This window comes from Echinicola sediminis (assembly GCF_054777495.1).
The window spans coordinates 12,901-30,665 of record NZ_BAAHAP010000019.1 but is presented as its reverse complement, the minus strand read 5'-3'; the positions used below and the strand labels follow the sequence as shown (position 1 = coordinate 30,665).

General features: G+C 42.9%; 17 protein-coding genes. 4 read left to right on the top strand and 13 right to left on the bottom strand.

What is annotated here, in order from left to right:
• Window positions 1–79 precede the first annotated feature (79 nt).
• From ACYVAA_RS07155 to ACYVAA_RS07145, 3 genes are all read left to right on the top strand, one after another.
• The gene (locus tag ACYVAA_RS07155; RefSeq protein ID WP_460539962.1) at window positions 80–955 is read left to right on the top strand and encodes a type 2 periplasmic-binding domain-containing protein; all 876 of its coding nucleotides are present in this window, start codon (window positions 80–82) and stop codon (window positions 953–955) included.
• 262 nt (window positions 956–1,217) lie between these two features.
• Window positions 1,218–3,140, top strand: a complete 1,923-nt coding sequence (locus tag ACYVAA_RS07150) for a beta-N-acetylhexosaminidase (RefSeq protein WP_460539959.1) — start codon at window positions 1,218–1,220, stop codon at window positions 3,138–3,140.
• A gap of 71 nt (window positions 3,141–3,211) precedes the next feature.
• Entirely contained in the window at window positions 3,212–4,018 is an 807-nt protein-coding gene (locus ACYVAA_RS07145; RefSeq protein WP_460539957.1) for an endonuclease/exonuclease/phosphatase family protein, read from the top strand.
• A gap of 60 nt (window positions 4,019–4,078) precedes the next feature.
• On the opposite strand, the gene agaR is transcribed toward ACYVAA_RS07145, so the two are convergent.
• Window positions 4,079–4,840 carry a DeoR/GlpR family DNA-binding transcription regulator gene (gene agaR / locus ACYVAA_RS07140; protein ID WP_460539955.1) on the bottom strand — a complete coding sequence of 254 codons (762 nt, stop codon included), beginning with the start codon at window positions 4,838–4,840 and terminating at the stop codon, window positions 4,079–4,081.
• A 653-nt stretch (window positions 4,841–5,493) separates the two neighbouring features.
• Here agaR and ACYVAA_RS07135 point away from each other — a divergent pair.
• The gene (locus ACYVAA_RS07135) at window positions 5,494–6,195 is read left to right on the top strand and encodes a hypothetical protein (protein WP_460539953.1); all 702 of its coding nucleotides are present in this window, start codon (window positions 5,494–5,496) and stop codon (window positions 6,193–6,195) included.
• On the opposite strand, the gene ACYVAA_RS07130 is transcribed toward ACYVAA_RS07135, so the two are convergent.
• From ACYVAA_RS07130 to carA, 12 genes are all read right to left on the bottom strand, one after another.
• A complete protein-coding gene (locus ACYVAA_RS07130) occupies window positions 6,181–7,245 on the bottom strand; it encodes a hypothetical protein (RefSeq protein WP_460539951.1) in 1,065 nt (354 codons plus the stop codon). The genes ACYVAA_RS07135 and ACYVAA_RS07130 overlap by 15 nt on opposite strands.
• Before the next feature lie 155 nt (window positions 7,246–7,400).
• The gene (locus tag ACYVAA_RS07125) at window positions 7,401–8,342 is read right to left on the bottom strand and encodes a fasciclin domain-containing protein (RefSeq protein ID WP_460539949.1); all 942 of its coding nucleotides are present in this window, start codon (window positions 8,340–8,342) and stop codon (window positions 7,401–7,403) included.
• Between the two features lie 97 nt (window positions 8,343–8,439).
• The gene (locus tag ACYVAA_RS07120) at window positions 8,440–8,904 is read right to left on the bottom strand and encodes a hypothetical protein (RefSeq protein ID WP_460539947.1); all 465 of its coding nucleotides are present in this window, start codon (window positions 8,902–8,904) and stop codon (window positions 8,440–8,442) included.
• A 1-nt stretch (window position 8,905) separates the two neighbouring features.
• Window positions 8,906–10,159, bottom strand: a complete 1,254-nt coding sequence (locus ACYVAA_RS07115) for a sulfite oxidase (protein WP_460539946.1) — start codon at window positions 10,157–10,159, stop codon at window positions 8,906–8,908.
• Between the two features lie 157 nt (window positions 10,160–10,316).
• Entirely contained in the window at window positions 10,317–11,153 is an 837-nt protein-coding gene (gene thiD / locus ACYVAA_RS07110; RefSeq protein ID WP_460539944.1) for a bifunctional hydroxymethylpyrimidine kinase/phosphomethylpyrimidine kinase, read from the bottom strand.
• Window positions 11,154–11,295: 142 nt separating this feature from the next.
• Window positions 11,296–12,306 (bottom strand): LLM class flavin-dependent oxidoreductase, encoded by a 1,011-nt coding sequence (locus ACYVAA_RS07105; RefSeq protein WP_460539942.1) that lies wholly within the window; start codon window positions 12,304–12,306, stop codon window positions 11,296–11,298.
• A gap of 154 nt (window positions 12,307–12,460) precedes the next feature.
• A complete protein-coding gene (cysM, locus tag ACYVAA_RS07100) occupies window positions 12,461–13,339 on the bottom strand; it encodes a cysteine synthase CysM (RefSeq protein ID WP_460539939.1) in 879 nt (292 codons plus the stop codon).
• Entirely contained in the window at window positions 13,336–14,181 is an 846-nt protein-coding gene (locus tag ACYVAA_RS07095; RefSeq protein ID WP_460539937.1) for a serine O-acetyltransferase, read from the bottom strand. Before ACYVAA_RS07095 ends, cysM begins: the two co-directional genes overlap by 4 nt.
• Window positions 14,182–14,196: 15 nt before the next feature.
• Complete coding sequence (locus tag ACYVAA_RS07090) at window positions 14,197–14,757, bottom strand: hypothetical protein (protein WP_460539934.1); 561 nt, start codon at window positions 14,755–14,757, stop codon at window positions 14,197–14,199.
• Complete coding sequence (locus tag ACYVAA_RS07085) at window positions 14,750–15,037, bottom strand: septum formation initiator family protein (RefSeq protein WP_460539932.1); 288 nt, start codon at window positions 15,035–15,037, stop codon at window positions 14,750–14,752. The genes ACYVAA_RS07090 and ACYVAA_RS07085 overlap by 8 nt, the downstream gene beginning before the upstream one ends.
• 167 nt (window positions 15,038–15,204) lie before the next feature.
• Window positions 15,205–16,482, bottom strand: a complete 1,278-nt coding sequence (gene eno / locus ACYVAA_RS07080; RefSeq protein ID WP_460539930.1) for a phosphopyruvate hydratase — start codon at window positions 16,480–16,482, stop codon at window positions 15,205–15,207.
• Between the two features lie 26 nt (window positions 16,483–16,508).
• Window positions 16,509–17,600, bottom strand: coding sequence for a carbamoyl-phosphate synthase small subunit (gene carA, locus ACYVAA_RS07075; protein ID WP_460539928.1), 1,092 nt, complete (start codon window positions 17,598–17,600; stop codon window positions 16,509–16,511).
• Between the last annotated feature and the right edge of the window lie 165 nt (window positions 17,601–17,765).

The window sequence follows — 17,765 nt, the reverse complement described above, 5'->3', positions numbered from 1 at the left end:
ATAACACAAAGTTCAAGATTATATATAATAATAAAAAATAGTATTAAATTGACTATTTAATAACCAAAAGTGATTAGTTATGGAACTTAGGCAACTCAGGTATTTCCTAACTCTTTCGGAAGAATTGCATTTCCATAGAGCCGCCGAAAAACTTTTTATAGTCCAACCTGCCCTTTCGAAACAAATCAAACAACTGGAAGAGGAACTGGGGATTGACCTGTTGAAGAGAGACAAGAGAAACGTAAAGCTAACCCCCGCCGGTGAGTACTTTAAAAAAGAGGTGAAAACCCTTCTTGATCAGCTGGAGCTGGTCAAAAGCCACACAAGACTTATTCAAGAAGGGGAAAAAGGCGAAATCCGAATAGGATATGTAGGCTCCTGCATTCACACTTTTCTTCCGGACACCCTTACTGAATTGCACGAAGCCTACCCACACATTCAAACTTACCTGAATGAAATGACTTCCTCCACCCAACTTGAAGCCATCCAAAACGGAGAACTGGACATTGCTTTCCTGAGAAACCCAGTACCGCATCCCCAATTTGACAGCAGGCTGGTCTTTCGAGAAACATTTTCGCTTGTTCTGCCTGAAACCCACCACATCACCCCAAACAACTTCCAGGGCATCGGACAGCTTTCAGCGGAAGAATTTATTTTGCCAACAAGAACCGATGGAGAACTATACTATCGCTTGCAATTGAGCATTTGTGAGGACGCGGGATTTACACCACAAATAGCCCATGAAACCGTCCATGGCCACACCGTGCTCAACTTGGTGGACCACGGCTTGGGCATCACATTTCTCCCTACCTCCTTTCAAGACGTCACCAGCGCATCGGTGAGGTTTATCGAACTTCAAAACATTCCGCAAAGAGCCGAAATAACCGCTTTATGGAACAAAGAAAACCCTAACCCCAGTCTATCCAAACTTCTCTCCTTTATCTCAGCACCCTAAACCTTGGGCAGCAGCACAAAATCTTCCTGCACCCTCCAGCAACCCCTTAAACACTACCAATGACATGCACAAAAAACTGAAAAAACTTTATTTACCTTATTTAATTAATTAAAAACTTTCGTTAACTTTCTATATTATTTCAAAAATTATCGAAAATTAATGATTTTAGAGCGGAGGCACTCGTGAACTCATTTACAAAATGTTTGGACCGGGGGTGTCTAACCAAAAATAAAGATAATCATATCACTTTAATAAATATATCATGAAAACTAAATTCTGGATGATCATTTTGACCTGCCTGTGGATCGGATCCACGCAGGCTCAGCAGACATCAATTCCATCTATTATCCCAAAGCCCGCTAACATCACCCAAAAGGAAGGCCATTTCATTCTGAGTGAAAAAGCATACATTATCGCAAAAGAAGATAAAACTAGAAAATCCGCTTCCCTTTTCAACAGTTTCCTTAAGGACCATTATGGCGTTTCGCTAAAGATCAGTGAACAAGATCAAACCGGACAAAACATCCAACTATCCTTGGACAGCGAGGCCGCTGACCAGGAAGCTTACAAACTGGAAGTATCACCGGAAGGTATCTTGATCTCCGGAGGACACAGCGGTCTATTTTACGGATTGCAGACGACACTACAATTGATAGAAAGCGGCAGAGGACAGCTTAGCATTCCTTCTGTTTCCATTGAAGACCAACCTGAATTTGCCTATAGAGGCATCATGTTGGACGTCAGTCGCCACTTCTTCCCTGTTGATCAGATCAAGAAGATGATCGACCTTATGGCCTATTTCAAGTTCAACAAGATGCACTGGCACCTGACCGAAGACCAAGGATGGAGATTGGAAATCAAAAAATACCCTAAACTCACAGAAATCTCTGCCTGGAGAGACTCCACGATCATAGGCCAGTATTATGACTTCAAGCCGTTCATCTACGATGGCAAAAAGCACGGCGGTTACTATACCCAAGAAGAGGCAAAAGAAATTGTACAGTATGCAGCAGAGAGGATGATCACCGTAATACCCGAAATCGAACTTCCCGGACACAGCTCTGCAGCTTTGGCTGCTTACCCACAGTTTGGCAGCTTTGAGTCCAAAGACAGCAAACCTGAGGACAACAAGCCACTTTCAGGGAGTATCATGGCCATGAATGAAAAAGGCGAGCCCTACGACAATGACCTCAACACACAAGTACCAGGCTTTTGGGGAGTACACCCAAACATCTACGGCGTCAAGGAAGAAACCTTCCAGTTCCTGGAAGATGTTTTGACCGAAGTAATGGAAATATTCCCTAGCCAATACATCCATATAGGTGGCGATGAAGTACCTAAAGACCACTGGAAAACCTCAGAAATTTCCCAAAAGCTCATCAAGAAAGAAAAACTACAGGACGAGCACGAACTTCAGAGTTATTTCATTACCCGAATCGAAAAATTCCTGAACAAGAACGGAAGGGACCTCATCGGCTGGGACGAAATCCTGGAAGGCGGACTGGCACCAAATGCCACTGTAATGAGCTGGAGGGGTGAAAAAGGCGGTATTGCCGCGGCAAAAATGAACCACGATGTCATCATGACACCGAACAGCCACATGTACTTTGACCATTATCAAGCGGAAGACAAGACCACCGAACCCTTGGCAATTGGCGGCTTCTTACCACTGGAAAAAGTTTACAGCTACTCCCCTCGCCCTGAAGCCCTCACAGCAGAAGAACAAAAACACGTACTTGGAGTACAGGCCAATCTCTGGACGGAATACATTGCCACCAACAACAAAATGGAATACCACCTCTTCCCAAGAGCGCTGGCACTTTCTGAAGTAGCATGGTCCAACAAAGACAAAAAGGATTTCACTGAATTCAGCCAAAAAAGACTTCCAGCCCGCCTTGCCGAGCTGGAAAAGATGGATGTCTTCTACAGGGTGCCCGAAGCCAATGTAGCCATTACAAAAGACAGCAACTCAGGCAGACATTCAGTAGTCATTACTCCATTTGTAAAAGGCAGCAAGGTATTCTACACCGTAGACGGCCACAAAGCAGACCAAACTGCCCACCTTTACCGCGCACCTTTTCTAGCCCCCATCCCGGGAGCAGAGCAAGCCCCTTTGACATTGCGATACATCATCGTAACTCCCGAAGGAAGACAGAGTAACCAATTTGAGGTAACCATCCAATAAAGTAATAAAAGGCTGGCTTTTCGCAGAAATGGCCAGCCTTACCTTTATCAAACTATCCCCAAAGCCATAGCATGAAAACTTCATATTACCCATTGACCCTGCTTTTTACCGCACTTTTCCTCTGCAACTGCAAACCCAAAGAAACCGTGCTCACGTTGATGACCTACAATATCTACCACGGAGAAAATGCCTATCAAGAAGGCAAGAGTAACATGGAAGACATAGCCCAACTTATTAAAGAGATCGACCCGGATTTTGTCGCCTTGCAGGAAGTAGACAGCATGACCCAAAGAACAGCCTCAATAAGAGACGGCAAAGCACTTGATCTAGTAGCAGAACTGGCCAAGCAAACCGGCATGCAGGGTTATTTCGCAAAAGCCATAGACTTCAGCAACGGCGGATATGGTGAAGGGCTCTTAAGCAAGCATCCGGCGAAAATGACCAAAATAGACTTACCTATCCCATTGGGGGGAGAAGGCAGAGCAATGGCCATCGCCACGCTAGAAATGGAAAATGGACAACAGCTGGCTTTTGGAGCCACCCACTTGTGCCATCAATATGACAGCAATAGGGTAGCCCAAACCAAGGCCATCATAGACCATATGAAAGACCTATCCATCCCCTCCATCGTATCAGGAGACTTGAATTTCAAGCCTGAAAGCAACCCCTATCCAATAATGGCAACAGACTATATGGATGCCGCTGCTGAATTCGGCAAGCCAAAGCCCTCCATCCCTTTTGACCAACCGAGATCTAGAATTGACTATGTTTGGCTATCAAAAAATGCTAATTGGGAAATTCTGGACGTCCAAGTCCTTCCGGTCGGATTCTCAGACCACATGCCGGTGGTAGTCAAAGTAAAACTGACCGAAAACTAACAATAAAGCCCGGCATTGATCAATACCGGGCTTTTTACACTCTTTATCTACAACTAAGTCCTAGCTGGCTATAATCACCTCCACATTATTTCTTTCCAGCATTTTTACGTATTCCGTTTCAATACGATCATCGGTTATGACCTTATTGATCTTATTAAAGCCAGATATGAATGCCAGGCCAATTTTCTTGAATTTGGTGGAATCGGATACCACGATCACATCCTCAGCAATATCGATCATGATCTGGTTCAAATAAGCTTCCTCCATATAATGGGTAAAAACCCCAACATCGGCCTTAAAGCCATCAACCCCTAAGAAAAGCTTGTTGCAATGAAGCTGTTTCAGGTTCCTTTCTGCCATCGGCCCAACCAAAGACATTGAAAACTCCTTTAGATAGCCCCCAGGCATCATCACTTCCAGATTGTCATAACTTGCCAAATTATTGACAATATCCAGGGCATTGCTGATCACTGTCAACTTTTCAAACTTACCCAAGTTGTTGGAAATCTCAAATGTGGTCGTTCCGGAATCCAGAATGATCGAATCGTTTTCCTCAATCAGGGAAACCGCCTTCTTCCCGATCTTTCTTTTAAGATCTAAATTTATCTTTTTCTTTTCCGTTACCGGAAGCGCCATATTATTGGTTTTAAAAGCCCCACCATGGGCCCTCACCAGCAACTTATTACGCTCAAGATTGGCCAAATCATTCCTGATGGTCACCTCACTCACCCCAAGATCTTTACTGAGTTCACTCACGTTTACCTGACCATGCTCGTCCAGGACTTCTAAAATTCTGGATCTACGCTGTGCCGTTTTTTTCATAGTTCGGTTATTAATTAAATCGAATAATGTCGTTTCTTAAAAAATCTTTCGAAAATTACTCATTTAGTTTCATTTTTCAAATACGCCCTTCATTAAATTAACCATAACTTTAAAAGAAAGAAAAGAAAACCTCAATTTATCAAACTTTAATTTTAACATAAACAAAAAATAAGAAACATTGAACCGGAAACAATACAAAACATAAAACACCTTTTTAGCAAAGAAGCTCAGCACATACATTCTTTAAATCATAAAGTCTACTTACCAAATCACTCCTGAAAGTTTATATGAACGCCATTTAGTTACTTTTATTGCCCGGCTACAGGATAATATCTTAAGAGAAATACTTCAAAACCTTTTCTAAACAATTAAAAAAATCAGGGCTATGATAAATAGAAGCCCTTTTACCTAGCATAAGCAAGAACTTAATATAAGAAAACAAAAATATTTATTTTCGTTTTATTTGCATTCTCGTCTTTTTTACCGACCTTAGTGTCAAGATAAAGATTATCTGGTTTGTTAGGGTTATTTTTCAAAAAAAGCCGATCTCTATACCACACATAGAGGATCGGCCTTTTTTTATCAAAACCTCTTTCTTCTGCGAACAAAAGCACTACATTTACCTAACAACCAAAAAACCTTGACCTTCAAGCATGAAACGATTGTCCTTATTCTTTATCCTCTCCTTACTGTCATTAAGCCATCTTTTTTCCCAACAGATCCCTAATGGCTACAAATTGCTTTATCAACAAAATTTTGACGACCCTAAAGCATGGAGTCAGTTTGAAATGAGCGATCCCGAAGCATGGAAACTGAGCAAAGAAGACAACGGTTATGCCCTGGAAATCCATAAAGCCAGTGACTACACCCCTAAAGTCCGGTCTCCTTTTAACATTGCCATTATTTCAGGACAACAATTTGGGAGCTTTATCCTGGAAGCCATGCTTCAGCAGACAGGAAAAGAATACGGACACCGGGACCTTTGCCTCTTTTTTGGAATGAAAGATCCTGCCAATTTTTATTATTCGCATATTGCCTCAAAACCAGACCCGCATGCCCACAATATCTTTATCGTCAATGATGAGCCCAGAGTCGCCATTGCAAGCTGGACAAATAACGGAATAGACTGGGGAAAAACAGACAAATGGCATAAAATTCGTCTCGAAAGAAACATAGAAACGGGAACGATCAAAATCTATTTTGACAACATGAAACTCCCTATTATGGAGGCCACTGACACCCATTTTGACTATGGCCATATCGGGTTCGGCACATTTGATGACATCGGTAAATTTGACAACATAAAAATATGGGGACCAGCTGAGGCCCCTAGCAAAAAATCATTTTTCAAATGAGGACGGAGCATTTGCATATTTCTTAAGCTCTTGATCAATCAGCAGGTTCCATCGCTCTTGCGCCATTTTGTTTTTACCATGATCGGTTTCCTGATCATAAGCCTCTTGCATCTTGTTCATTTCCCTGTAAGTCTCTATATAGAGAAAACCGATCTTGCCATCATATGAATCCGGTGTCAACTCCATTTGACGGACCTTTTCCTTAAAACGCTCCACAATAATTTTGGTAATATCAAAGTGGCGCTGTTCATGATTCAACCCATAATCATCCCTAACGCTGGCCTTTACCCAAGAGGAAGCTTTCAACATAAAAACCTTGACCACAAGCTCCAAGTTCAAGGCCCCTTCTTCGACAAACGGATCACCCTCCCATGCAAAACTCGTAAAAATAGAGGCCGAATAACTGCTACCGGGATGGGGCCTTGCCTCAAAATCATCCCAAGTAAGCTTTCTGTCATTATGGTAAAAAACAGTATCCCCTTTTTCTTTGAGCCCATAATCCACTATACTCAGCTTAACCCCTTTGGCTAATTTTATATTATGCGGAGCCTCCTGGCTTATCCAGTCATTGAAATAGTTAAGCGAACTAACCAAAGACTGCTTCAGCGCCGAAGTGATAACCGAATACCTTCCACTTGATCTCTTATACCTCGCCCCTCCCTTGTAATCTAATAAGTGAACTAAACTATCACCTTTCTCCAACATAAACGAAAAAAACAAACCAACCTCACCTTGCACCAAACCATTCCCCATAAGTTCTTCTTCAACCTGGCACTTTTTCACCTGAACAATAACTGGCCGTAAAGTCCGATCTTGGCGGAAACTCTTTTGCATAAAGCCACTTAATGCAGCCTTCAGCCCTCCTTGCACATCCAGTAGCTCCGTGCTTTTCCCGGCACCATTCGATAGGCTTAGGCGGCCAATTCCACTTTTATCCTTTCTTACATCCAGTACCTCTTTTATATAAAATTCTTCAGGCACCAAAGGAAGTACCTCCGGCTTTAAAATAAGATAAGAGGTGGACTGTGCCAAAGTGCTTCTAACACTCATTAAAACCACAACAATACATAAAGTTAAAATACGACACCCCGATAACCTCATCTGCCCCGACATTTACCTAATTGTTCTTTCATTTTTTCCTTAAGATAAAAAAAACTGCCCATGAATAACGGGCAGTTTATAAAAACTAAAAAATGAAGCACAAACTATGGTAAGATCACCGCATTAATAACGTGTACCACCCCGTTGGTTGCATGGATATTCAAGAGTCCCGTATTCAAGGCAGCTCCCCCTACGGTTCCGGCGCCGAGATCCACATCCAACATGGCATTTTCATTTAAGGTTGGCAGCGATGCACCATCCCTCAAGTCTTGCGAAAAAGCACGGGCAGGCACAACATGAGCTGTTAATACCGCTGTCAGGGTTTCCAAAGGAATATCATTAAAATCATTCCACTCAGGATTGGTATCATACAATGCTTGAAACGCTGCATCCGTAGGAGCAAAAACAGTCAAATCTCCGTCATCACCGCTGACAGCGTCAACTAAATTTGCCCGTTGAAGAGCCCCGACAAGCTGGGTAAATTCAGGAGAGGAAGCGCCCGCCATTCGAACAGCGATCTCCGCGATGGATTCTGAAGGAGGAACTATGACATAATCCAAAACATGAATCACGCCATTCGTGGCATCTATATCCGTATCTAAAATCTGTGCACTGCCATTGATCCACAGATTACCGTTAACATCCTGACTGATATAAAAGCTCTTATTATTCAAAGCTTGAACCTCTCCTGTACTTACCATCGAAGCGGTAACTTTACCGGATACCACATGGTAGGTAAGAACATCACCCAAGGCAGGACTAGCCAATAAATCACTCGCTGAAATACCATTATCGCTTAAATAAGCATTAAAAGCAGCATTAGAAGGAGCAAAAACGGTAAACGGCCCATCCGCTTTCAAGGCAGTTACCAAATCTGCTTCCACAACAGCTGCTTCCAGTGTGGAAAAGTTATCGCTTTCCACAACTATATCTACAATATCATCCGCAACAATTACAGGTTTTTCATCATCGTTACAGGCCATTAGAAACATCCAGCTGGAGAACAGCAGGAGCAATACAGGAAATTTTACATTCGTGGTTTTCATTGTTCAGTTGATTTAAGTGGAAACTCCAATTACAACTTACTAACAACCCACTTTTAGTTTTGTTTAAGATTTAAGAAAAATAATTAAACATTTTTTTTCACTCTTCGAGATCATACCATTCTATGTTTTCCAAATTGGCTCTCCTACCTCTCTGAACTGGAGCATAATATTTTGACAGATAAGCCACAATTATCTCCTCATTGCTTCCCAAATCCCAAAGTCCCTGTGTTTCTTGCATCCAATCTATCAGCTCCATCCATCGCTCCTCAGTCCCTCTATTTTGGGTAATTAAATCAGCAGCATGGCAATTAGTACAGTTTGCAATGACCGTTTCATACCCGTCCTCCGCCACCAAACCAGTGGCCACATGAACACCATCTTTCACCAAATCTGCCTGCCCCTCCTCTAATGAGGGCACAGGGCTATCTTCTTTTTGACTGACAAAAATATTCGGATTATGTTGAAATAAAAGCACCGCCCCCATTAACAAAACCACCGTTACTCCCAGCATAAATACCAGCTGGACCAGTACTTTCAATTGCTTTAAATAATCATCCCCCATCTTAACCTACTTTTACTGCGATTCTATGGCATGCATTATTGAGATAGCCTTTAGGATTCCAACCAGGAACAACCATTGGCTGGCTTACCCCGTTGCTATCGGTCGCTTGGGTCCATACCTCATAATAGCCTTCCTGTGGAAATTCCACTTCCGCCGAAAAATGTTGCCAAGCCAACCTGTTTACCGGCCTTTCCACCGCACATTTCTTCCAGGTAGCCCCAAAATCAATCGACAATTTCATCTCTACCACCTCATATTCACCCGCCCAGGCATGTCCTCTCACCGCCAGTTTCTTTCCAGATGGAATCATCGCCCCACTCTTGGGATAGGTAATCAACGACTTCACGGGCATCGATTCGATAATGCACATTTCCTCATCGGGGACTTTAGCACCAGGCGCTACTGGCTTGCACGGCACCCGATAGGATGGTGACTCCATTTTCGCCCCATCATGCACTTTATTGCGGACTGAAATACCTTTAAGCCACTTCCCGGAAACTGATGCCGGGAAACCACCCGCCACTAAACGCAGTGGGAAGCCATGTGCCAAAGGAATATCCTTCCCATTCATGGCAAAAGCGATAAGCGTTTCCTCCTGCAGGGCCTTGGATATGGGAACGCCTCTAGAAATAGGGGCTTTGTCCGGATTCCCGCTCAAATGCACATCTGCTGCATGATACCCTATATAGACTGCATCATCATTAATGCCTACGTCCGCTAAAACGTCCTTCAGCCGTACGCCAGTCCAGGCAGCACAAGACACTGCCCCCGTCTTCCACTGATTACCACTTGCCGGTGGATAGAATTCACTTCTACCGTTTCCGCCACATTCTAATGTAAGCTGATAAGTATGATGTTTAAACTTAGTTTTGAGCTCTTGAAGGGAATAAGTCTTTGAAGACTTCACCGACTCCCCATCTATTTTCAAGGTCCATGCAGCAGGGTCTATATCCTTAGGGATTAATCCATTGTTTCTTACAAACATCTTGTCCGCCGGCGTCACTTTATCATCGAGAAGATGGGGCTGGGACTCCATATTCCAAGGCTTATTATTGAGGACGATCAACTCACTGTGCTTTTTAAACAACTTATAGGGATCGTCATCCTGTAATACAACAGGAACATAGCCTTTGGGCATCGATTCACCAAAAACGATGTTAGCCCCGATTGCGGCAGCAAATGTTCCCAATGAAGCGTTTCTTAAAAATTTCCTTCTACTCTTAGCCTCCTGGTTTTTGGATGAGTTTTTTGACATGCTTTTTCTTTTTATGGCCTAGGATCATTAGGGTCATCCTTCAAGACTATCAAAAATAAAGAAGTTTTAAAAATTAATATCACAAAAAATATTAGTGGATGGTATGCAGACTCGAACGGTCTCTGAGCGACATAAAAAAAGGAACTAGACACTGAAGTTATACCTGTTCATTTTTAATGAGTTGTTCCGGACAATAAAAATGATTTAAAGGCCCTTCACCTTGGCCTGTCAGCACATCCTTTCCTGCCATAAGCGCTCCCCTAATATACTCCCGGGCAGCTTTTACAGCCTCCCTGATGCTCAAACCTCTTGCGAGAAAAGCAGCAGTTGCCGATGACAGGGTACAACCGGTTCCATGGGTATTCGATGTCTGAATTTTCGTACCTTCAAAAATTTCACACCCACTTTTACTCTTCAGGACATCAAACACCACTTCCCCCTTTAAATGTCCTCCCTTTACCAGCACATACCTTGCATTATATTCCAACAGCGACTCGGCAGCCTGTATCATCCCTTCCTTATCATCAATGGTATATCCAACCAGCGCTGCTACCTCATTCAGATTAGGGGTGATAAGATGAGAAAGAGGAAACAATGCCGTCTTTAATAAGGAAGTGGTTTCCTCCTGGATCAACCTATCCCCACTACTTGCCACCATCACAGGGTCAAAGACTACAGGTACATCTGGATACTTTCTCAATTCCTCAGCCAGTCGGCTTACTACTTCAGGCCGGTTGAGCATACCTATTTTAATAGCCTGGGGACTTATATCGGACATCACAGCCTGAAATTGATCAATTATGTGATCCACTGGAATATCATGAATACTTTTCACTCCCAATGTATTTTGGGCCGTAGTCGCAGTAATGACACTGGTACCAAAGCAGCCCAAAGCTGAAAAAGTTTTCAAATCTGCTTGAATACCTGCCCCTCCGCCACTGTCTGACCCAGCTATGGTTAAGACCGGTATATACGTTTTACTTCTCAATGTCATATGGTATATTCAATTCTACTCCAACTTAGCACTTCTTATTCAGGTTGAATAAACAGATCCAGCAACCAACAATTCCAAAAATCAGGTGAATTTACCACTTTTCATATACAAGGCAAAGCCCTCCTTTTCACTCCAAAAATCATTAAGAAACAAAACACTCGGCGGCAAGCTCATAAGACCTGAGCCTCTCCCCATGATCATAAATATGGGAACAAACCATAATTTCATCCACTTGAGCAATTTCTTGAAAACTCTTCAAGTCTTCCTTTACGGAGGCCTTTGACCCAACAAAGCTACAGGCCATCATTTGGTGAATTGCAGCTGCCTCTTGCTCCGTCCATAAGCCTTTCATGGAATCCACCGGCTTCCTTAGCGGATAAGACTTCCTTCGGACAATCCCCAGGGCCATCTGGAAAAATGAAGTGGCCATCTGATGGGCTTTCGACTCTTCATCAGCAGCGATGATATTGACGCAGGATATGACGTAAGGCCTGTCCAAGTACCGGCTCGGCTGAAAATTTTCTTTGTAATAACGTATAGCGCTGATAAATTGGGAAGGAGCAAAATGACTGGCAAAAGCATAGGGTAATCCCCTCTCAGCAGCCAGAATGGCGCTGCTCATACTGCTGCCCAAAAGGTAAATAGGAATATCCAGCCCCTCACCGGGAATCGCCCTGACACTCCCGTCGACATTTTCATCGGATAGGTACAACTGAAGCTCTTCCAAATCAGAAGGGAATTCTTCAACCGTTTCAAGACGATTTCTCCTCAGCGCCCTTGCGGTGTTCTGATCTGTTCCGGGAGCCCTACCAAGCCCTAAATCAATCCTATCAGGGTACAGGGAGGCGAGGGTTCCAAATTGTTCCGCAACCATAAGTGGAGAATGATTAGGCAACATAATCCCTCCAGAACCCACCCGAATTGTTTGGGTGCCTTCAGCTATATAACCAATCAGCAAGGCTGTAGCAGAACTTCCCACATGTTCCATATTGTGATGTTCCGCCAACCAAAACCTTTTGTATCCCAAACCCTCAGCATGTTTAGCCAAATCCAGACTGCGTCCATAAGCATCCCGAGCATCGTACCCTTCCTTAATGATCGCTAAATCCAAAACGGAATACGCAATTTGATGGAGTTTTTTATCCCTTTCCATGTAAATAAAAATCGAGTTTAATACCCAACCAATCTGCCAAGAGAATCGTTCTGCATATTTCTTCAAATTATAGGATAAGATCAATCGAGCATAAAAAAAGCCGAGTCAAATCTAAATTTAACTCGGCTTTCTCCATGCTCTGGCATTTGATGTATTATCCAAATAAATCTGAGCTCAAATACCTATCTCCTCTGTCGCATGTAATGCAGACAATTACTCCCTCATCCAATGTTTCGGCCAGCTTAATAGCCGCATGAAGCGCGCCACCACTACTCATTCCCGCCAAAATCCCCTCTTCTTTGGCCATTCTTCTCGTCATTTCTGTTGCTTCTTCCTGGCTTACATCAATGATTTGATCCACCCTGGAAGCTTCGTAAATCTTGGGCAAAAACTCAGGAGACCACCTTCTGATACCGGGAATGCTGGAACCATCCGTAGGCTGGGTGCCCACTATCTGAATAGCAGGATTCTTTTCCTTCAAATACCTCGACACCCCCATAATGGTTCCCGTGGTTCCCATCGCAGATACAAAATGAGTAATCTCCCCATTGGTATCGCGCATGATCTCCGGCCCGGTACCTTCATAGTGCGCCTGATAATTGTCCGGATTGGCGAATTGGTTAAGGATAAAATAGCCTTCCTTCTCCGCCATCTCCTCTGCCAAGGTTCTGGAATATTCTATGGTCTTCTCCGCTGGGGTTAAGATAACTTTTGCCCCATAGGCCTCCATAGACACCACCCTTTCTTTGGTTGAATTATCGGGCATTATCAGCGTCATCCCCACACCCAAAACTTGGGCGATCATGGCCAATGCGATCCCTGTATTACCGCTTGTGGCTTCAATGAGCTTGTCGCCTTTTTTTATTTCCCCTCTTTCCATTGCCCGTTTGATCATGCTGTAAGCGGCGCGGTCCTTGACACTCCCCCCGGGGTTCTGTCCTTCCAGTTTACAGAAAATTTTTACTTTTGGTTTTGTAGGTATATGTTGAAGCTCCACTAAGGGAGTATTCCCAATCAACTCAAATAGCTTCATTGAGCATCGTTTTTAAAAATGTACATGTCCGTGGTTTCCGCACTTGCGTCATACATTTTAGTCTGATAATATATTTTACTTTTGGCGGGGATACTTTTGGTCAACCACACGTTACCTCCTACTACACTTCCTTCACCGATGACCGTTTTTCCTCCCAATATCGTAGCTCCCGCATAGATAACGACATTGTCCCCTATCGTTGGATGCCGTTGGATATCCGCATCCTCTTTGTTTACACTAAGTGCACCAAGGGTCACCCCCTGGTAAATCTTCACGTGATCCCCAATAATGGTCGTCTCACCGATCACCACTCCCGTGCCGTGATCTATACAGAAATAACGGCCCACCTGAGCGCCAGGGTGGATATCAATCCCAGTTTTACTATGGGCAAATTCCGTAATCATCCTCGGGATCAAAGAAACACCTTGAACTTTTAACAAATGGGCTATTCTATAGGCGGCAATGGCATAAAATCCAGGGTAACTTCTAATGACTTCCGTCTTAGACCTGGCTGCCGGGTCACCAGCAAACATCGCGTCCACATCTTCTAAGATAGCATCATATACGCCCGATAATTGTTGGAAAAACTCTTCAGCGACAACCTCACTTTCTTGATCAATCAGCTTCTTATTCTTACCCAAAATGCCTTGAAGCTGGATTTCATAATAATTAAGCTTGTCATCAACCTCCTGCTTATCCAGCAAAATCTTATCTGCAAATTCGGGGAATAAGACGCCTAATAAGCCCTCGAAAAACTCCTGTACAAGCCTTGGCGAAGGACACTCAGGGCATTGCTTATGAGAATCGTAAATTTTATCAATAAATGATTTTCTAAAATCCATAGTCTTCTTACGCTGTTAGAGTACAAAACCAGCCCTGATCACATATGGTTCATTATAGGGTGATTTCAAATTGTCATAAATAACATTATACAAAATAGTTAAATTTATCCCACCTTTTCTTCCAAAGGGAACAAAATACCCTCCGCCTAAGAAAAGTCCGGGAACCCACTCCCTATATTCTTCAAATCCGGTACTAGTTTCCCGAATCAGCTCGACATTTAAAGACTCGAACTCCGCATGTGCAAAGAGGTTTTGAACAACATTGTAACGGTTAAAAACCCTCCCCCCAAAAACACTGGAGGAGGCATTCGCGAAATCCTTATAATTCAAATATTGATAGGTAACACCCAAACCTGCGGAATAGCGGTCGGTGATCATCACCCCTACCAAAGGTGACACGTCAACGTAGGTAACCCTTCCAAACTGCAATCCAAAATTCCCTCCAAAATACAGACGTTCACTCAAAGGCACTTTTTCTCCTTCTTCCTGATAAAACTCCCGCTGTGCTAAAGCTTCTCTCGATCCCCCTAGGAAGAGCGTTATGAAAAATAAAATGGAAAAAACATATCTATTCATCAATGATAACATAAAGATCCTCTGTTTTCTTCTTCATCAAATACCTTTCACGGGCAAACTTCTCCAAAAGTTCGTAGTTGCTCAGCAATTCTTCCCTTTCCTCTTTTATTTTTTCCTTACGTTCCAAATAAAACTCTTTCTGATCTTTCAAATGGGAAAGCTTAGCCCGTAAGGTAAATTGACTAATGATATCATTGGTATCAATAAAAATCATCCAAATCACAAAAAGAACAGTAAATATAAAGTAGAAATTCTTCGTGTATTTCAGGTATTTTCCCATAATGGCCCAAGTTATAGTAAAACAAATATAGGCAATAGAATTGACTAAGCCCCCAACACATCCCCTATAATGTACCCTGAGTACCTAAATCAAAAAACACAGTTTCCAAAAACAAAAAAAGCATCCCGATGATTCGGGATGCTTTCTATAATACAATTCTGCTCAGTTTATTTCTTAGGGAAATAAGCTGTATCTCCGAGCAACTCTTCTATTCTTAACAACTGGTTGTACTTGGCCATTCTATCAGAACGGGAAGCAGAACCAGTTTTGATCTGACCTGTATTGCAAGCTACTGCCAAATCAGCAATGGTTGCATCTTCAGTCTCTCCTGATCTGTGTGACATCACCGCAGTGAACCCAGCCTTATGAGCTAGCTCAATGGCATCCAACGTCTCTGTCAATGTACCGATTTGGTTTACTTTGATCAGAATAGAATTGGCAGACTTCTCTTCAATACCTCTCTGAAGGAATTTCACATTGGTTACGAAAAGATCATCACCTACCAACTGCACTTTATCACCGATTTTAGCGGTAAGCATAGCCCAGCCTTCCCAGTCTTCCTCAGCACATCCATCTTCGATGGAGTCGATAGGATATTTCTCGGTAAGTTCGGCCAAATAAGCCACTTGCTCTTCTCTGCTTCTGGCTACGCCAGTGTCGCCTTCAAACTTCTTATAGTTATAGGTTCCATCTTCAAAGAACTCAGAAGATGCACAGTCCAAAGCAATCGTAACATCAGATCCTGCTTTGTAACCGGCTTTAGAGATGGCATCCAAAATACATTCTAATGCTTCTTCAGTTCCACCTGAGAAATTCGGTGCAAAACCACCCTCATCACCTACTGCAGTGCTAAGGTTTTTGTCATGTAGGATCTTTTTAAGGTTATGGAAGATCTCGGCTCCTGTTCTCATTGCTTCTGAGAAAGTAGGCGCACCTACTGGACGGATCATAAACTCCTGGAAGGCAATAGGAGCATCTGAATGGGATCCTCCATTGATGATATTCATCATTGGCACAGGAAGGGTCTTGGCGTTAGTTCCGCCTACATACCTGAACAATGGCAGTCCCAATTCATCAGCAGCCGCTTTAGCGACAGCCAAAGAAACGCCTAGAATGGCATTGGCACCTAATTTGGATTTTGTATCAGTACCATCCAATTTGATCATCAGTTCATCGATTCCTCTCTGATCGAATACGTCCTGACCAATCAACTCAGGCTGGATGATTTCATTTACATTTTTAACAGCTTGAAGCACTCCTTTTCCAAGGTACTTGCTCTTGTCACCGTCACGTAGTTCTACTGCTTCATTGACTCCTGTAGAAGCTCCACTTGGAACGGCAGCTCTACCGAAGGCTCCAGCCTCAGTAACTACATCTACTTCCACAGTTGGGTTACCTCTGGAATCTAAAATTTGTCTAGCATGAATTGCTGTAATCAAAGTCATAATACTAAAAGGTTTATAGGTTGATTCTATTTATTGATTAAAGAAATGAAATCATCAAACAGGTACCTGGAATCATGTGGTCCCGGAGATGATTCCGGGTGATATTGTACGGAGAACGCAGGGCGATCCTTCAGCTTGATCCCCGCCACGGTGTTATCGTTCAAGTGAACATGGGTGATTTCTACTTCCGGATGCTGTTCAGTATCTTCCCTTACCACATTAAAGCCGTGATTTTGCGAGGTAATCTCGCTCTTACCGGTAAGCAGGTTTTTGATGGGATGATTGAGACCACGATGGCCATGGTGCATTTTGTAGGTTTTGATTCCTACTGCCTCGGCTAAGATCTGATGTCCAAGACAAATACCGAACACCGGCTTATCCAGTTTTAGGATAGCTTTGACAGTATCTACAGCGTAGTCCATTACCGCCGGATCTCCTGGGCCATTTGACAGAAAATAGGCATTTGGTCCCCAAGATTCCATTTCCTCCAATTTGGTTTTAGCAGGAAATACCTTACAGTACGCTCCCCGCTCTACCAAGCTTCTGAGGATATTTTTCTTGATACCAAAATCAAGGCAAGCCACTTTAATAGATGAATTTTCATCACCCAAGAAATAAGGCTCCTTTGTACATACCTGCGATGAAAGTTCCAGTCCATTCATATCAGGAACTTTATCCAATTCCTTCTGAATATCTTCCAGCTTATCGTATTCAGAAGTGATTATCGCATTCATTGCCCCTTTTGAACGGAGGTGTTTTACAAGTTTTCTGGTATCCACTTCTGCAATGCCCGTGATCCCGTTACTTTCCAAGTAATCTTGCAAAGACTGGGTCGCATCAAGCCTACTGTAGATTTCAGAAAAACTGTTTACCACTATGCCCGCAATGGTTGGCGCATCTGATTCCACTTCAGTATCTATCACACCATAATTACCAATGTGAGGGGTGGTGTTTACAACGATTTGCCCTGTATAGGAAGGGTCTGTGTAGATTTCCTGATAACCGGTCATACCTGTATTGAAACAGATTTCACCGCCATTCGTACCATGTTTACCGATCAATGTTCCGTGAAATACGGTTCCATCCTGAAGAAGGAGAGTTGCTTTTTGTTTGTCCATTTATTGAAATTGAATGCCCAAATTTAAGGATTTTATCACTAAGAGACAGAATAATTTTAAAAAGGATAATAAAAAAGGGATTGAACCAAAGTCCAACCCCTTTATATTTCCATTAAAGTAAATGCATCTATTATTCAGATTTAGTTTCCTCACCTGAATCAGCAT

Bases quoted from the DNA above. Each gene is read 5' to 3' on its own strand.
- ACYVAA_RS07150 (WP_460539959.1), top strand. From the start codon at position 1,218: ATGAAAACTAAATTCTGGATGATCATTTTGACCTGCCTGTGGATCGGA.
- ACYVAA_RS07085 (WP_460539932.1), bottom strand. From the start codon at position 15,037: ATGGGAAAATACCTGAAATACACGAAGAATTTCTACTTTATATTTACT.
- ACYVAA_RS07115 (WP_460539946.1), bottom strand. From the start codon at position 10,159: ATGTCAAAAAACTCATCCAAAAACCAGGAGGCTAAGAGTAGAAGGAAA.
- ACYVAA_RS07090 (WP_460539934.1), bottom strand. From the start codon at position 14,757: ATGAATAGATATGTTTTTTCCATTTTATTTTTCATAACGCTCTTCCTA.
- ACYVAA_RS07105 (WP_460539942.1), bottom strand. From the start codon at position 12,306: ATGGAAAGGGATAAAAAACTCCATCAAATTGCGTATTCCGTTTTGGAT.
- eno (WP_460539930.1), bottom strand. From the start codon at position 16,482: ATGACTTTGATTACAGCAATTCATGCTAGACAAATTTTAGATTCCAGA.
- ACYVAA_RS07125 (WP_460539949.1), bottom strand. From the start codon at position 8,342: ATGAAAACCACGAATGTAAAATTTCCTGTATTGCTCCTGCTGTTCTCC.
- ACYVAA_RS07145 (WP_460539957.1), top strand. From the start codon at position 3,212: ATGAAAACTTCATATTACCCATTGACCCTGCTTTTTACCGCACTTTTC.
- carA (WP_460539928.1), bottom strand. From the start codon at position 17,600: ATGGACAAACAAAAAGCAACTCTCCTTCTTCAGGATGGAACCGTATTT.
- ACYVAA_RS07155 (WP_460539962.1), top strand. From the start codon at position 80: ATGGAACTTAGGCAACTCAGGTATTTCCTAACTCTTTCGGAAGAATTG.
- agaR (WP_460539955.1), bottom strand. From the start codon at position 4,840: ATGAAAAAAACGGCACAGCGTAGATCCAGAATTTTAGAAGTCCTGGAC.
- ACYVAA_RS07120 (WP_460539947.1), bottom strand. From the start codon at position 8,904: ATGGGGGATGATTATTTAAAGCAATTGAAAGTACTGGTCCAGCTGGTA.
- ACYVAA_RS07095 (WP_460539937.1), bottom strand. From the start codon at position 14,181: ATGGATTTTAGAAAATCATTTATTGATAAAATTTACGATTCTCATAAG.
- ACYVAA_RS07135 (WP_460539953.1), top strand. From the start codon at position 5,494: ATGAAACGATTGTCCTTATTCTTTATCCTCTCCTTACTGTCATTAAGC.
- thiD (WP_460539944.1), bottom strand. From the start codon at position 11,153: ATGACATTGAGAAGTAAAACGTATATACCGGTCTTAACCATAGCTGGG.
- ACYVAA_RS07130 (WP_460539951.1), bottom strand. From the start codon at position 7,245: ATGAGTGTTAGAAGCACTTTGGCACAGTCCACCTCTTATCTTATTTTA.
- cysM (WP_460539939.1), bottom strand. From the start codon at position 13,339: ATGAAGCTATTTGAGTTGATTGGGAATACTCCCTTAGTGGAGCTTCAA.